Raw genomic sequence first — 14068 nt, 5'->3', positions numbered from 1 at the left:
CTTATAAAACATCATTTGCCATAGGGTAAACATCATATACAGTATGACTAAAATCAAGATGAAGCAGGAGTGAAATTCACAAATAATGTTCTGCATCATTTTCTACGAAAAATAGCATTTCCCACAGAGCATATATTCATTGATAACGCTGCTGCTTATTATTTCTGTGCTGTAAACACAATTAACAAAGGAGAAAGATATGCCGTGGTTAAATCAATATGGTTTTAATTATAAAAATATGGTTTTCCAGAATTCGTGCTTCCCGAATTGCCTGCAGATGGTTCTGGCTAATTTCGGTACCTATTCCCGCAACGATATTCTCGAAAACCAGTGGGATGCCCTTCAGATTGCCCACCATCTTCCCGGCCTCGCCGCGCAGGCCCCGAATGAAGATGATGTTAATCGCAACCTGGCCCGTACCGATCTGAAAGGCGCAGGCTGCCGAATTATCACGCCTTCAATGCTGGGAGATTACGTTAATCGTCAGGCGTTAGAGCAGGAGGCTCAACACTATCTGGCTGATTATAGCGCCATGATTATCGGTGTCGGGCATGCGACAGTGATTTACCGGACCAGCACAGGGTTTGTGCATGTGATCCCTTCTCCTGACATCAACCAGGTGCACGTTGAGCACTTTGCAAACCTGGACATTGATGTTGTCGAGCATCAGGGACAACACGCGGTTCGGGTGATTAACCGAACGAATGGGCAACCCATTATTGCCGGAACCTTTGTGATGCTGCTTCGTCCGTAAAACGGTGACGGTGGCTACCCTGGAGCCACCGTTTTTTGCGGATTAATCCAGATACTTCATCGCCACCCGCGACGTCAGACGCGTAATAAGTTCGTAAGCACTCACTTTTGTAATCTCAGCAATGCGTTCAACGGGCAGACCTTCACCCCACATCACCGCATCGTCGCCCGCTTTATCCTGCGCGCCGGGCCCAAGATCCACGCAAATCATGTCCATCGCCACGCGGCCGACAATTTTCACTTCACGACCATTGACCAGCACCGGCGTGCCCGTTGGTGCCGCGCGCGGATAGCCGTCGCCGTAGCCCATCGCCACCACGCCAAGCCGCGTGTCGCGCTCGCTGGTCCAGGTACCGCCGTAACCCACCGGCTCGCCCGCTTTGTGCTCCCGCACGGCAATCAGCTTTGATACCAGCGACATCACCGGCTTAAAGCCTAAGTCCGGCCCCCAGGGTTTATTCTCTAGTGGGGAAACGCCATACAGGATAATCCCCGGACGCGCCCAGTCGAAGTGGGACTGCGGCCACAGCAGAATGCCGCCGGATGCCGCAATGGAGCGCATTCCCGGCTTGCCTTCGCAGAAGGTGTTGAAGATATCAAGCTGCTGCTCGGTTGCGCCACATTCGGGCTCATCGGCACGGGCGAAGTGGCTGACGATATTGACCGGCTGACGCACATTTTTGCACTGGCACAAACGCTGATAAAACGCCTCCGCGTTTTCCGGACGCACGCCCAGCCTGTGCATGCCCGTATCGAGCTTCATCCAGACGGTGACCGGCTCGCTCAGTTCAGCCGTTTCCAGCGCGGCCAGTTGTTCTTCGTTATGGACAGCCGTATGCAGCTGCTGGTCTGCAATGGTCGGCAGATCCGAGGCTTCAAAAAAGCCTTCAAGGAGCAGAATCGGTTGCGTAATGCCGCCTGCGCGCAGGCGGAGAGCTTCTTCAAGACGGGCGACGCCAAAGGCGTCGGCATCGGGGAGCGTTCGCGCGGTCTCAAGAAGACCGTGTCCGTAAGCGTTCGCTTTCACGACTGCAACGAGCCTGCTGGCGGGCGCCAGTTCACGCAGACGTTGCAGGTTGTGTCGCAGAGCGCGGCGGTTAATAACAACAGTTGCCGCTTGCATTTGAATTCCTTAGAAATTACTCATCATCATATTGAGGACCGGCATAGTTGTCGAAACGCGACCACTGTCCGTTAAAGGTCAGACGTACCGTACCGATGGGGCCGTTACGTTGCTTACCAATAATAATTTCGGCGATCCCTTTCAGGTCGCTGTTCTCGTGATAGACCTCATCACGGTAGATGAACATGATTAAGTCGGCATCCTGCTCAATGGAGCCGGATTCACGCAGGTCGGAGTTGACCGGGCGTTTGTCTGCACGCTGTTCCAGAGAGCGGTTAAGCTGCGACAGCGCCACCACCGGCACGTGCAGCTCTTTGGCTAACGCCTTGAGCGAGCGGGAAATCTCTGCAATTTCCAGCGTACGGTTGTCGGAGAGCGACGGGACGCGCATCAGCTGAAGGTAGTCGATCATGATAAGGCCGATACCGCCGTGTTCACGGGCGATGCGGCGCGCGCGGGAGCGCACTTCCGTCGGCGTCAGGCCGGAGGAGTCATCGATGTAGATGTTCCGTTTTTCCAGCAGAATTCCCATGGTGCCGGAGATGCGCGCCCAGTCCTCGTCGTCGAGCTGGCCGGTACGGATGCGGGTCTGATCCACGCGCGACAGGGATGCCAGAGAACGCATCATAATCTGCTCCGAGGGCATCTCGAGACTGAAAATAAGCACCGGCTTATCCTGCAACATCGCCGCGTTTTCGACGAGGTTCATCGCAAATGTCGTTTTACCCATCGACGGACGCGCCGCGACGATAATTAAATCCGACGGCTGTAAACCGGCAGTTTTTTTGTTCAGATCGTCATAGCCTGTGTTCACCCCGGTCACGCCGTCGTGCGGCTGCTGGAAAAGCTGCTCTATACGCGCAACGGTGGCATCGAGCACGTCGGCGATGTTTTTCGGGCCTTCGTCTTTGTTGGCGCGGCTTTCGGCGATTTTGAAGACGCGGGACTCGGCAAGGTCGAGCAGGTCTTCACTGGTGCGACCCTGCGGATCAAAACCGGCTTCGGCGATCTCGTTCGCTACCGAGATCATCTCGCGGACGACGGCACGTTCGCGCACGATGTCGGCGTAAGCGCTAATGTTCGCCGCACTTGGCGTGTTTTTTGACAGTTCTGCCAGGTAGGCAAAGCCGCCAACGCTGTCCAGCTGCCCCTGACGCTCCAGCGATTCCGCGAGCGTGATCAGGTCAATCGGGCTGCCGGACTCCTGTAGGCGCGCCATTTCGGTAAAGATATGGCGGTGCGGACGGGTGTAGAAATCTTCAGACACTACGCGCTCGGCGACGTCGTCCCAGCGTTCGTTATCCAGCATTAAACCGCCCAACACCGACTGTTCCGCTTCAATCGAGTGCGGCGGGACTTTTAACCCTGCGACCTGGAAATCACGCTCGCGAGGTTCAGTCTGTTTGTTGAAGGGTTTGTTTCCTGCCATAGTGAATGGAGTTACCGAGATAAAGAGTGGGTCGAAAGATTACCATATTTTTCTTACGGAGGGAGCATGGCAACGCGCATTGAGTTCCAGAAACACGGCGGTCCTGAAGTGCTGAAAGCGGTGGAGTTTACCCCTGCTGCGCCTGGCGAGAACGAAATTCAGGTTGAAAACAAAGCCATCGGCATTAACTACATTGATACCTATATTCGCGGCGGGCTCTACCCGCCTCCGTCAATGCCGAGCGGCCTGGGCACTGAAGCGGCCGGCATCGTCAGCAAAGTGGGCAGTGCGGTTAAGCACATTAAACAAGGCGACCGTGTGGTATATGCACAGTCTGCCCTGGGCGCTTACAGCTCCGTCCACAACGTCCCGGCGGACAAAGCCGCCCTGCTGCCGAACGCCATCACCTTTGAGCAGGCGGCCGCCTCATTCCTGAAAGGGCTGACGGTCTATTACCTGCTGCGCAAAACCTACGAAATTAAGCCCGATGAGCAGTTCCTGTTTCATGCTGCCGCCGGTGGCGTGGGGCTGATTGCCTGCCAGTGGGCGAAAGCCTTAGGCGCGAAGCTGATCGGCACCACAGGCAGTGCGCAAAAAGCCCAGCGTGCGCTGGACGCGGGCGCGTGGCAGGTGATCAACTATCGGGAAGAGAGCATCGTCGAGCGGCTAAAAGAGATTACCGGCGGCAAAAAAGTACGCGTCGTGTATGACTCGGTGGGGAAAGACACCTGGGAAGCGTCGCTGGACTGCCTGCAGCGTCGCGGGCTGATGGTGAGCTTTGGTAACGCCTCAGGCGCTGTCACCGGCGTCAATCTCGGCATTCTGAATCAGAAAGGGTCGCTGTACGTGACGCGCCCTTCTTTGCAGGGTTACATCACCAACCGGGAAGAACTGGAGGAAGCCAGCAACGAGCTGTTCTCGCTAATAGCCAGCGGCGTGATTAAGGTGGATGTGGCGGATGCGCAGAAATACCCGCTAACCGATGCGCAGCGTGCGCATGAGGTGCTGGAAAGCCGGGCGACGCAGGGTTCAAGTCTGCTAATTCCCTGACCCCCAAAAAGAAATTGGGCTTCCCGTGGGAAGCCCTTTCTTTTTTTAATTCGGCTGTATGTAGGGTACAGCTCGATGAATTCTGTAGCGGCAGCCATAGTGACAGATTCGATAAGTAAATCCTATTCTGTTCTAAGCTATGCTGCCGGAAAAGTTACAAGTATGTGACGAACCCCTCAATACCTTAGTAACGGAAGCGGTTATTGCGCTGATAAGTCGGCAGTTTTGGCGCTTTAATCGCCCGTATTACCCACACCACGGCGATAGCCAGCAGCAGCCACGGCAGCAGTTTGATCGTCAGGGCAAATAATCCGCCGATAAACATAACCACCGTGGCCACAACGAGCGCGGCCAGAATGCCGAGCAGCGACACGCCCGTGACCATCAGCATGACAAAAAAGCCAATCACAAAAAGTAGTTCAAGCATTGTGCTCTCCCACGAGTTCCCGAATGATGCTGCAATCATTACAAGAATCATGCCAAAGCTAACGTATTGTTCTTAAAGCAAAACGCCCCGCGAGGATCCGCAGGGCGTGGTGAATTTGACGATCTTTTAGCGAAATTATCGCTTATCCGCCACCAGCCGCAGCGCATGTTCCAGCACCTCAATATCAGCACCGGCTTTATGCGCGTTCTCACTGAGGTAGCGACGCCACTGGCGCGCGCCCGGAATACCCTGGAACAGGCCAAGCATATGGCGGGTGATGTGGCCAAGATAGGTGCCATTGCTCAACTCGCGCTCAATGTAAGGGTACATGGCACGCACGACGGCAACCGGATCGGTGTCTGCGCCTGCAACGCCAAAGATTTCGCGATCGACCGTCGCCAGAATGCCCGGATTTTGATACGCCTCGCGCCCGACCATCACGCCATCCATATGCTCAAGGTGCGCTTTCGCCTCTTCCAGCGACGTAATACCGCCGTTGATTGACATCGTCAGGTGCGGGAAATCACGTTTCAGCTGGTACACGCGCGGGTAGTCCAGCGGCGGGATCTCACGGTTCTCTTTCGGGCTAAGGCCTGAAAGCCAGGCTTTGCGGGCGTGGATGATAAACATCTCACACTCGCCTTTCCCTGACACCGTATTGATGAAATCACACAGGAATTCATAGCTGTCCTGGTCGTCAATGCCGATACGGGTTTTGACCGTCACCGGAATGGAGACCACATCGCGCATCGCTTTGATGCAGTCCGCCACCAGCTGTGCGTTGCCCATCAGACAGGCGCCGAACATGCCGTTTTGCACGCGGTCGGAAGGGCAGCCGACGTTCAGGTTGATCTCGTCGTAGCCGCGTTCTTCCGCCAGCTTTGCACACTGGGCCAGCGCGACCGGATCGCTGCCCCCCAGCTGCAGCGCAACCGGATGCTCTTCTTCACTGTATGCCAGGTAGTCGCCCTTACCGTGAATAATTGCGCCCGTGGTCACCATTTCGGTGTACAGCAGCGTATGGCGGGAGAGCTGGCGCAGGAAATAGCGGCAGTGTCTGTCCGTCCAGTCGAGCATCGGCGCAATAGAGAAACGGTGTGCAGGAAAAGCGGTCTGGTGTTCTGACGACATGGCGAAGTTTTAAGCATCTGGTGGAAAAGGGGCGCTACTATAGCACAAAGAAAAGCCGGAGGCGCAGCGCCTCCGGTGTACTTTAGAACGTCATGCTCAGCTGAGCTCCTGCGCCCCAGGTTTCGTCCTCGCCATACAGGCCCATCAGGTCAACATGAACGGTATTGAACGGCGCGAAACCGACACCGCCGGTAAAGACGTTGCTGTCGTTCCCTTTCATATCCGCACGATAACCGGCACGCACCGCCAGCCAGCTCAGCGGAGTCACTTCAGCACCGACCCCAACATACTGCGACGTATCTTCGCTCTTAAAGCCTTTGGTTTCGGTCAGATCGCCATCGGCGGTCAGGATCACCAGATCGTTGTGCCAGGCAGCGCCCGCGGTCACCAGCGGACGGATCTGGTAGGTGTCTTTATAGCTCACCACTTCCCCCGTACGCCCGTTGCGGATGCGGATATCTTTGGTGTCGATATCGCGCGACATCAGGTTTTGCCCGCTCACGCCGACCGTCCAGTTTTCGCCAAAATCAGCGGCAATACCGGCATCGACGTTAAAGCCGGTATCGTCTGTACGGTAGCGGCTATCGTTCCACTTATTACTGTCGTAATCGTAGATCGAGGTGGTGTAGTTATAGATCCAGCTTTTTTGCAGTTTTGGCGTCACGCCCACGGAAACCGGAACGCCGCCAAGGTCAAACTGGCGGGCAACGGCAATACCGTAGTCGGAGATAATCGCCGCCCGACCGGACGCCGTTGAGTTGAGGTTTTTAGTGATCTGGTCCGTGCCGTTCAGCGCAGCGTCCAGGGCAACGCCGGCAGCCACCAGATTGCTTCTTTGAATACCGCGCAGATAATCAATATCCTGCTGGTCGATAGACGAACTTACCCGGCCATGGGCGTACCCTTTCGCCATAAAGGCCACGGAAAGCACATCGTTAGGGATACTCACGGCAAGGCCTGCTCCTGCCGTCGCGCGAGCGGTTTTGCCCTTGAGATAGTCCAGCTCATCGGCCAGATCTTTGGCCGCGCCCTGGAACTGGTTGATGGAGCCTAACGGATTAGTAATAACCTCGATTGGCGTAAGGTTATCAACCACATCCTTATAGTGATTGATTTTGTCGTTGATGGTATCAATCTCATCCTGAAGATTATCCTCATCCGTTACCTGCACCCCAACGGACGGCAAAATGACCGTCACGTCATCGTCCGGTTTTGCCTTTGCCAGCAGCGCGGGGTTAATTAACGCCCCGCTACCATAATTGCCCGAAGCAACGCCGGTGCCCCCCATCGCGTCGCTACGTGATTCTGTCCAGGTATTGGCTGCTCCCGCCTGATTTGCCATAAACAAGGAGACAGCGATGCTAACCACCGAAAATTTAAAATGTTTTTTCACAGTATGCCCGTCTTATAGTCTGTTATGAAATAACCCCTGTCTGTTATCCCCCAAACAGGCGCGAACTATTGCTGTGAATAAAGATAAAAAGACCCGCTAATTCATTCCCTAAGTAAAACTTCCTTACGGCCTGTTGTAATTTGTGACGGCCCTCAATATTTATAGAAGAGGAAATTATTTTTTCCCAGGTTTTCCATCGTGCGGCCCAAAAAACTGTGGCGGATGGTCTACCCAGCGATCTTCCCGCGTGGCGGCATAAACCGGGTTAAGCGGATAGTAGATGCGGTTGTGCTTCTTGTTGGCCTCCCCCACCACCAGTAGCCGAACCTCTTCCTCTGTGTTGTTGATAAAGGTGTGGCATACCCCCGTTCCGGCGGGAAAGCCCACGCTGTCTCCGGGTTCGAGTTTCCACAAATAGCCATTAATCCAGGCTTCAGGATAGCCCTCAAGCACGTAGATAAACTCTTCTTCGTCACTTTCCGCATGGGGATAGGACGTCCGACGCCCCGGCGGTAAACGTTCATGATGAATGCCTATACGCCTGAGGCCCAGGCTGCGCGCCAGCGGCGATCCGATGGAAAAAAGCTCGTTACTGTCGGGGTAGGTGGCGTCATCTGGCCCTTCTACGTCGCGCCAGTGCTTGATACAGTCTGGTTTTTTCATTGTTACATTCCCGGTTTGCGATGCGTCAGGTATAGCACAGCCTGGCGGATATCGGTGTTTTTGCCAGAACATGATAAAGTGAGGGTTTTATCTCCCAGAACATCCGAGGTGCTAAATGGATAAGTCCACAAAAGAGCTGTTAGCGCAGGCCGAAAAGCTGTGCGCGCAACGCAATGTGCGCCTGACCCCGCAGCGCCTTGAAGTCTTGCGCCTGATGAGCCTGCAACAGGGGGCGATCAGCGCCTACGATCTGCTCGACCTGCTCCGCGAAAGCGAGCCGCAGGCTAAACCGCCCACGGTGTATCGCGCGCTGGATTTCCTGCTGGAACAAGGGTTTGTGCATAAAGTCGAATCCACAAACAGCTATGTCCTGTGCCATCTTTTCGATCAGCCAACGCATACATCGGCCATGTTTATCTGCGATCGTTGCGGCGTAGTGAAAGAAGAGGGAGCGGAAGGCGTAGAGGACATTATGCACACGCTGGCGGCAAAAATGGGTTTTGCCCTGCGTCATAACGTGATTGAAGCGCACGGGCTGTGTTCTGCATGCGTTGAGGTGGAAGCCTGTCGACATCAGGATGCGTGTCAGCACGACCACTCAATTCTGATAAAGAAAAAGCCGCGTTAGCAGCAAAAGAAAGGCGGCTCTTAAGCCGCCTCTGTGGGTTATTCAGCGTTACCAGCGGTAATCGTTACGGGTTTCCCAGTCTTTGACTTCATTTTCCGCCTGGTCTTTCTCGTAGCCGTAACGTTCCTGAATTTTACCGACAAGCTGATCGCGCTTGCCTTCAATGACGGTCATATCGTCATCAGTCAGTTTACCCCACTGTTCTTTCGCTTTACCTTTGAACTGCTTCCAGTTGCCGCCGATTTCGTCTTTATTCATCATCGTGTCCTCTTAGTTAAGCGTCGGGTCGTAACGTCCGTTACGTTCTTTTCTGCTGGACGTGATAATAATAATAGTTGAGGATTCGGCAGTTGATTTCATATTCGGAATCTTTAACCGTCACGATATATCGTGACGGGAAGGAAGCCAGGTATTATTTTGCCAGTGGCGATGCCAGATAAAGGCAAGCGAGAGGCCGCGCAGGGAGAGAAAGACCGCAAGCGCCAGCCACAAACCGTGATTATCCAGCCACGGAAGCGTCAGCAGCGTCAAACCAAACCCCGCCGCCGCAACCGCCATACTGTTGCGCATTTCCGCTCCGCGCGTCGCACCGATAAACATGCCGTCCAGCAGATAACACCACACCCCCACCACCGGCAAGATCACCTGCCAGACGATGTAGTGGTCCGCCAGTTCACGTAAAGCCGGGATCGAAGTGAGTAATGCAATAATGTCACGGCCAAAACAGGCATAAATGAGTGCAAACGCCAGTGCCACCAGTCCCGCTTGTCGACAGGCTGCCCGCCAGACATCCCTAAGCTGGCCACTTTCCCGCGCGCCGTACGCCTGCCCGGAATGCGCCTCAACGGCGTAGGCGAAGCCGTCCAGCGCGTAGGCGGTAAACGTCAGCAATGTCATCAGGACCGCATTCACCGCGACGATCTCAGGCCCAAGACGGGCACCAAAAACCGTCAATGCGCCAAAACAGAGTTGTAGCAGAAGCGAGCGCAGCATGATGTCACGGTTGAGCGCCAGCAGTTTACGGATATTGCCGCGCCATGCGGTTTTCAGCATTACGAGGGATATCCCGCGCAGGGCCATCACGCGCCAGACCATCCACAGCCCAATGAGTAAGGTTCCGTATTCGGCAATCGCCGTCGCCAGTGCCGCACCGCGCACGTCCATATGCAGGCCCATCACCAGCCAGAGATCGAGCACAATGTTGAGAAGGTTTCCCACGACCAGCAAAATCACTGGCGCACGGGCGTATTGCACACCCAGTAACCAACCCAGCAGAACCAGGTTTGCCAGCGAAGCGGGCGCGCTGAGCCAGCGGATTTCCAGGAAGCGACGCGCCTGCTCCAGTACCGCCTCGCTGCCACCAACAACATGGAGCGCAAGGTCTATCAGGGGCGTGCGCAGTAAAACAATGAGTACCCCCGCGCCAAGCGCCAGGATCAGCGGCTGCACCAGCGCACGCGCCAGACGTAACGGATCTTTCGCACCATACGCCTGTGCCGTGAGCCCGGTAGTACTCATACGCAAAAAGAGCAGCAGCATAAACAGAAAGCTGGTTGCCGTCGCGCCAATCGCCACGCCGCCAAGATAAACAGGGGAATCGAGATGACCAATAACGGCCGTATCGACCAGACCCAGCAAGGGCACGGTGATATTGGAGAAAATCATCGGCAGGGCAAGACGCCACAATGCCTTATCAGATGCCGTCAGCAGTGACATGAGAGATACCGGGAAGGGTAAATGAAGCAGGCTACAGCGGAAGCGTAGCCTGTCAGGAAGAGATTACAGCCATTCGCCGTTACGAATCACGCCAACAGCCAGACCTTCAATAGAGAAGCTCTGTTCGCGCAGGTCGACCACAATCGGGGTGAACTCGTTGTTTTCGGGCAACAACTGAACGGTGTTACCCTGTTTTTTCAGGCGCTTAACGGTCACTTCATCATCAATGCGCGCAACCACCACCTGGCCGTTTCGCACATCCTGCGTTTTGTGAACGGCCAGAAGGTCGCCATCAAGAATGCCGATGTCTTTCATCGACATCCCGCTAACGCGCAGCAGAAAATCAGCGCTCGGCTTGAACATACCAGGATCGACCTGGTAGTGACCTTCAATATGCTGTTGTGCCAGCAGCGGTTCACCTGCGGCAACGCGGCCTATCAGCGGAATGCCCGTCTCTTCTTCCACCAGCAGGCGGATACCACGCGACGCGCCTGACACAATCTCAATCACACCCTTACGCGCCAGCGCTTTCAGGTGTTCCTCGGCAGCATTCGGAGAACGGAAACCCAGACGCTGCGCGATTTCCGCACGCGTGGGTGGCATACCCGTCTGGCCGATATGATCCCGAATGAGATCAAACACCTCTTGCTGCCTGGTCGTTAATGCTTTCATTCCGCCCCCTGGGTGTATATACAGTTATGCTGTGAGTATATACAGTCAAAGGCGATTTTGGAACCAAAAACTGCACAAAAAACCAGGGACTTAATTATTCCTCGAGCATCATCGGAAATGTGACCAAAGCAGCGTGCCCCAGGTAATGGCTGCGGTGATAATCGCCAGCAGGACAGCGGCGGAGCCCATATCTTTCGCACGGCCAGAGAGCTCGTGAAATTCAGAACCGATTCGATCGACCACGGCCTCAATAGCGCTATTGAGAATTTCCACTATCATCACCAGAAGTACGGAACCGATGAGAAGCACGCGGGTAATGGCATCTACATCAAGGAAACAGGCGATGATAACCGCGACGATAGCGGCGACACCTTCCTGGCGAAAAGCAGCTTCATTGCCCCACGCGGCACGGAAACCTTTCCATGAATAGCCGGCGGCTTTGATGATACGCGTCAACCCAGTGGTATTATTGGCCATTAAAAGAACCTTTTTTAAAAAAGAGCGTCAGTAACAGGAGCTGCAGCGCGTTTCGCTGCCGCCTGAAGTATGACGGGTAACAACAGAAATTTTGCGCGCTTTCTGTTATCCTTGCGCCGCAATTGCATTATTAACCAGAGGCTTTACATCGTTTATGTCCGGCTGGCCACGAATTTACTACAAATTACTTAATTTACCATTAAGCATACTGGTAAAAAGCAAGTCTATCCCAGCAGAACCCGCGCTGGAACTGGGGCTCGATACGTCGCGCCCTATTATGTACGTTTTGCCTTATAACTCTAAGGCAGACCTGCTAACGCTCCGTGCCCAGTGTCTGGCGCATGATTTACCCGATCCGCTTGAACCACTGGAAGTTGACGGCACTTTGCTGCCGCGCTACGTGTTCATTCACGGCGGGCCGCGCGTGTTTACCTATTACACGCCGAAAGAAGAGTCCATCAAGCTGTTCCACGACTATCTCGACCTGCACCGCAGCAATCCTGACCTGGATGTGCAGATGGTGCCGGTATCGGTGATGTTTGGTCGCCGTCCGGGCCGCGAAAAAGGCGAAGAGAACCCGCCGCTGCGCATGCTTAACGGCATCCAGAAGTTCTTCGCGGTCTCCTGGCTGGGACGCGACAGCTTTGTGCGCTTCTCCCCTTCCGTCTCCCTTCGCCGAATGGCGGACGAGCACGGCACTGACAAGATCATCGCGCAAAAACTGGCGCGCGTGGCACGTATGCACTTCGCCCGTCAGCGCCTGGCGGCCGTAGGGCCACGTCTTCCGGCGCGTCAGGACCTGTTCAACAAGCTGCTGGCCTCCAAAGCGATCGCCCGCGCCGTTGAAGACGAAGCGCGCAGCAAGAAAATTTCCCATGAGAAAGCCCAGCAGAACGCCATTGCGCTGATGGAAGAGATCGCAGCGAACTTCTCCTACGAGATGATTCGCCTGTCCGATCGTATTCTCGGCTTTACCTGGAACCGCCTGTATCAGGGCATCAACGTGCATAACGCTGAGCGTGTACGTCAGCTGGCGCACGATGGTCATGAGATTGTCTATGTCCCCTGCCACCGCAGCCACATGGACTACCTGCTTCTCTCCTACGTGCTCTATCACCAGGGACTGGTACCGCCGCACATTGCCGCCGGTATTAACCTGAACTTCTGGCCAGCAGGCCCGATTTTCCGCCGCCTGGGCGCGTTCTTTATTCGTCGTACCTTCAAGGGCAACAAGCTCTACTCCACCGTGTTCCGCGAGTATCTGGGCGAGCTGTTCAGCCGCGGCTACTCCGTAGAGTACTTCGTTGAGGGCGGGCGCTCCCGTACCGGTCGTCTGCTCGATCCGAAGACCGGCACGCTGTCGATGACCATTCAGGCGATGCTGCGCGGCGGTACGCGTCCAATCACGCTTGTGCCAATTTACATTGGCTATGAGCACGTGATGGAAGTTGGCACGTACGCCAAAGAGCTGCGCGGTGCGACCAAAGAGAAAGAGAGCCTGCCGCAGATGCTGCGCGGCCTGAGCAAGTTACGCAACCTGGGTCAGGGCTACGTAAACTTTGGCGAGCCGATGCCGCTGATGACGTATCTGAACCATCATGTTCCGGATTGGCGCGAGTCTATCGACCCTATCGAAGCGGTGCGTCCGGCCTGGCTGACGCCAACGGTGAACGGTATCGCGTCCGAACTGATGGTGCGCATTAACAACGCCGGTGCGGCCAATGCGATGAACCTGTGCTGTACGGCGCTGCTGGCTTCACGTCAGCGTTCCCTGACCCGTGAACAGCTCACGGAGCAGCTGGACTGCTATCTGGACATGATGCGCAACGTGCCATACTCGGTTGATTCGACAGCTCCTTCTGCTACCGCCAGCGAGCTTATCGATCACGCGCTGCAGATGAACAAGTTTGAAGTCGAGAAAGATACGATCGGCGATATCATCATTCTGCCGCGCGAGCAGGCCGTACTGATGACGTACTACCGCAACAACATCGCTCATATGCTGATGCTGCCATCGCTCATGGCGGCCATTATCACCCAGCATCGCCGTATTTCACGTCAGGAGCTGTTGCGCCACGTTGAGACGCTCTACCCGATGCTTAAAGCGGAGCTATTCCTGCGCTGGAGCAAGGAAGAACTGGCCGTTGAGCTGGATAAACTGACGGAAGAGCTGCGCCGTCAGGGGCTGATCACCGTTGCGAACGACGAGCTGCACATCAATCCGTCACGCTCCCGTACCCTGCAACTGCTGGCGGCCGGTGCGCGCGAAACGCTGCAGCGCTACGCCATTACGTTCTGGCTGCTGAGCGCGAACCCGTCGATCAACCGCGGCACGCTGGAGAAAGAGAGCCGAACGCTGGCCCAGCGCCTGTCCGTTCTGCACGGCATTAACGCCCCGGAATTCTTCGACAAGGCGGTATTCAGCTCGCTGGTGCTGACGCTGCGTGACGAAGGCTTCATCAGCGATACGGGCGATGCCGAGCCGGAAGAGACGCTGAAGGTTTACCAGATGCTGGCTGAACTGATTACGTCGGATGTGCGCTTGACGATTGAGAGCGCGACGCAGGGCGAGTAACACAATGCCGGGTTATGACCCGGCCTGATGC

General features: G+C 55.4%; 14 protein-coding genes. 4 read left to right on the top strand and 10 right to left on the bottom strand.

Annotated elements, in window-relative coordinates; translation table 11 throughout:
- The first annotated feature begins 199 nt into the window (after positions 1–199).
- Positions 200–754: a hypothetical protein gene (locus OKF39_RS02465; RefSeq protein WP_063943973.1), complete on the top strand. Its 555-nt coding sequence runs from the start codon at positions 200–202 to the stop codon at positions 752–754.
- Between the two features lie 42 nt (positions 755–796).
- Here OKF39_RS02465 and alr read toward each other — a convergent pair whose 3' ends face one another.
- Together alr and dnaB are read right to left on the bottom strand one after the other, a co-directional pair.
- Entirely contained in the window at positions 797–1876 is a 1080-nt protein-coding gene (gene alr / locus OKF39_RS02460; RefSeq protein WP_049137645.1) for an alanine racemase, read from the bottom strand.
- 16 nt (positions 1877–1892) lie between these two features.
- The gene (gene dnaB, locus OKF39_RS02455; RefSeq protein ID WP_008503375.1) at positions 1893–3305 is read right to left on the bottom strand and encodes a replicative DNA helicase; all 1413 of its coding nucleotides are present in this window, start codon (positions 3303–3305) and stop codon (positions 1893–1895) included.
- A gap of 66 nt (positions 3306–3371) precedes the next feature.
- Here dnaB and OKF39_RS02450 point away from each other — a divergent pair, with 66 nt between their 5' ends.
- A complete protein-coding gene (locus tag OKF39_RS02450; protein ID WP_479983438.1) occupies positions 3372–4355 on the top strand; it encodes an NADPH:quinone reductase in 984 nt (327 codons plus the stop codon).
- A gap of 184 nt (positions 4356–4539) precedes the next feature.
- On the opposite strand, the gene pspG is transcribed toward OKF39_RS02450, so the two are convergent.
- The 4 genes from pspG to OKF39_RS02430 all read right to left on the bottom strand — a co-directional run bounded on the left by pspG (position 4540) and on the right by OKF39_RS02430 (position 7969).
- The gene (pspG, locus tag OKF39_RS02445) at positions 4540–4782 is read right to left on the bottom strand and encodes an envelope stress response protein PspG (protein ID WP_028015168.1); all 243 of its coding nucleotides are present in this window, start codon (positions 4780–4782) and stop codon (positions 4540–4542) included.
- A gap of 135 nt (positions 4783–4917) precedes the next feature.
- Positions 4918–5913 carry a tRNA dihydrouridine(20/20a) synthase DusA gene (gene dusA / locus OKF39_RS02440; protein WP_045631373.1) on the bottom strand — a complete coding sequence of 332 codons (996 nt, stop codon included), beginning with the start codon at positions 5911–5913 and terminating at the stop codon, positions 4918–4920.
- 82 nt (positions 5914–5995) lie between these two features.
- Complete coding sequence (locus OKF39_RS02435; protein WP_479983788.1) at positions 5996–7255, bottom strand: conjugal transfer protein TraF; 1260 nt, start codon at positions 7253–7255, stop codon at positions 5996–5998.
- Between the two features lie 225 nt (positions 7256–7480).
- A complete protein-coding gene (locus tag OKF39_RS02430) occupies positions 7481–7969 on the bottom strand; it encodes a cupin domain-containing protein (protein ID WP_045260944.1) in 489 nt (162 codons plus the stop codon).
- A gap of 115 nt (positions 7970–8084) precedes the next feature.
- Between OKF39_RS02430 and zur the strand changes: the two genes are divergently transcribed.
- The gene (zur, locus tag OKF39_RS02425) at positions 8085–8597 is read left to right on the top strand and encodes a zinc uptake transcriptional repressor Zur (protein WP_028015164.1); all 513 of its coding nucleotides are present in this window, start codon (positions 8085–8087) and stop codon (positions 8595–8597) included.
- Between the two features lie 48 nt (positions 8598–8645).
- On the opposite strand, the gene OKF39_RS02420 is transcribed toward zur, so the two are convergent.
- The 4 genes from OKF39_RS02420 to OKF39_RS02405 all read right to left on the bottom strand — a co-directional run bounded on the left by OKF39_RS02420 (position 8646) and on the right by OKF39_RS02405 (position 11462).
- On the bottom strand, positions 8646–8855 hold the full coding sequence (locus OKF39_RS02420; protein WP_003860314.1) for a CsbD family protein: 210 nt from the start codon (positions 8853–8855) through the stop codon (positions 8646–8648).
- A 120-nt stretch (positions 8856–8975) separates the two neighbouring features.
- Positions 8976–10313, bottom strand: coding sequence for an MATE family efflux transporter DinF (gene dinF / locus OKF39_RS02415; protein ID WP_479983437.1), 1338 nt, complete (start codon positions 10311–10313; stop codon positions 8976–8978).
- Positions 10314–10376: 63 nt separating this feature from the next.
- The gene (lexA, locus tag OKF39_RS02410) at positions 10377–10985 is read right to left on the bottom strand and encodes a transcriptional repressor LexA (protein WP_028015162.1); all 609 of its coding nucleotides are present in this window, start codon (positions 10983–10985) and stop codon (positions 10377–10379) included.
- A gap of 108 nt (positions 10986–11093) precedes the next feature.
- Positions 11094–11462: a diacylglycerol kinase gene (locus OKF39_RS02405; RefSeq protein WP_479983436.1), complete on the bottom strand. Its 369-nt coding sequence runs from the start codon at positions 11460–11462 to the stop codon at positions 11094–11096.
- Positions 11463–11616: 154 nt separating this feature from the next.
- Between OKF39_RS02405 and plsB the strand changes: the two genes are divergently transcribed.
- Positions 11617–14037 (top strand): glycerol-3-phosphate 1-O-acyltransferase PlsB, encoded by a 2421-nt coding sequence (plsB, locus tag OKF39_RS02400; RefSeq protein ID WP_028015161.1) that lies wholly within the window; start codon positions 11617–11619, stop codon positions 14035–14037.
- Positions 14038–14068: the final 31 nt, after the last annotated feature.

This window comes from Enterobacter cloacae complex sp. HYC042_NIDB (assembly GCF_056673315.1).
The sequence above is the reverse complement of the archived record's forward strand: the minus strand, read 5'-3'. Positions and strand labels throughout refer to the sequence as shown.

Excerpts from the sequence above, each read along its gene's own strand:
- plsB (WP_028015161.1), top strand. The coding sequence starts at position 11,617 with ATGTCCGGCTGGCCACGAATTTACTACAAATTACTTAATTTACCATTA.
- zur (WP_028015164.1), top strand. The coding sequence starts at position 8,085 with ATGGATAAGTCCACAAAAGAGCTGTTAGCGCAGGCCGAAAAGCTGTGC.
- dnaB (WP_008503375.1), bottom strand. The coding sequence starts at position 3,305 with ATGGCAGGAAACAAACCCTTCAACAAACAGACTGAACCTCGCGAGCGT.
- dusA (WP_045631373.1), bottom strand. The coding sequence starts at position 5,913 with ATGTCGTCAGAACACCAGACCGCTTTTCCTGCACACCGTTTCTCTATT.
- OKF39_RS02450 (WP_479983438.1), top strand. The coding sequence starts at position 3,372 with ATGGCAACGCGCATTGAGTTCCAGAAACACGGCGGTCCTGAAGTGCTG.
- dinF (WP_479983437.1), bottom strand. The coding sequence starts at position 10,313 with ATGTCACTGCTGACGGCATCTGATAAGGCATTGTGGCGTCTTGCCCTG.
- OKF39_RS02405 (WP_479983436.1), bottom strand. The coding sequence starts at position 11,462 with ATGGCCAATAATACCACTGGGTTGACGCGTATCATCAAAGCCGCCGGC.
- OKF39_RS02430 (WP_045260944.1), bottom strand. The coding sequence starts at position 7,969 with ATGAAAAAACCAGACTGTATCAAGCACTGGCGCGACGTAGAAGGGCCA.
- alr (WP_049137645.1), bottom strand. The coding sequence starts at position 1,876 with ATGCAAGCGGCAACTGTTGTTATTAACCGCCGCGCTCTGCGACACAAC.
- OKF39_RS02435 (WP_479983788.1), bottom strand. The coding sequence starts at position 7,255 with ATGGCAAATCAGGCGGGAGCAGCCAATACCTGGACAGAATCACGTAGC.
- pspG (WP_028015168.1), bottom strand. The coding sequence starts at position 4,782 with ATGCTTGAACTACTTTTTGTGATTGGCTTTTTTGTCATGCTGATGGTC.
- lexA (WP_028015162.1), bottom strand. The coding sequence starts at position 10,985 with ATGAAAGCATTAACGACCAGGCAGCAAGAGGTGTTTGATCTCATTCGG.
- OKF39_RS02465 (WP_063943973.1), top strand. The coding sequence starts at position 200 with ATGCCGTGGTTAAATCAATATGGTTTTAATTATAAAAATATGGTTTTC.
- OKF39_RS02420 (WP_003860314.1), bottom strand. The coding sequence starts at position 8,855 with ATGAATAAAGACGAAATCGGCGGCAACTGGAAGCAGTTCAAAGGTAAA.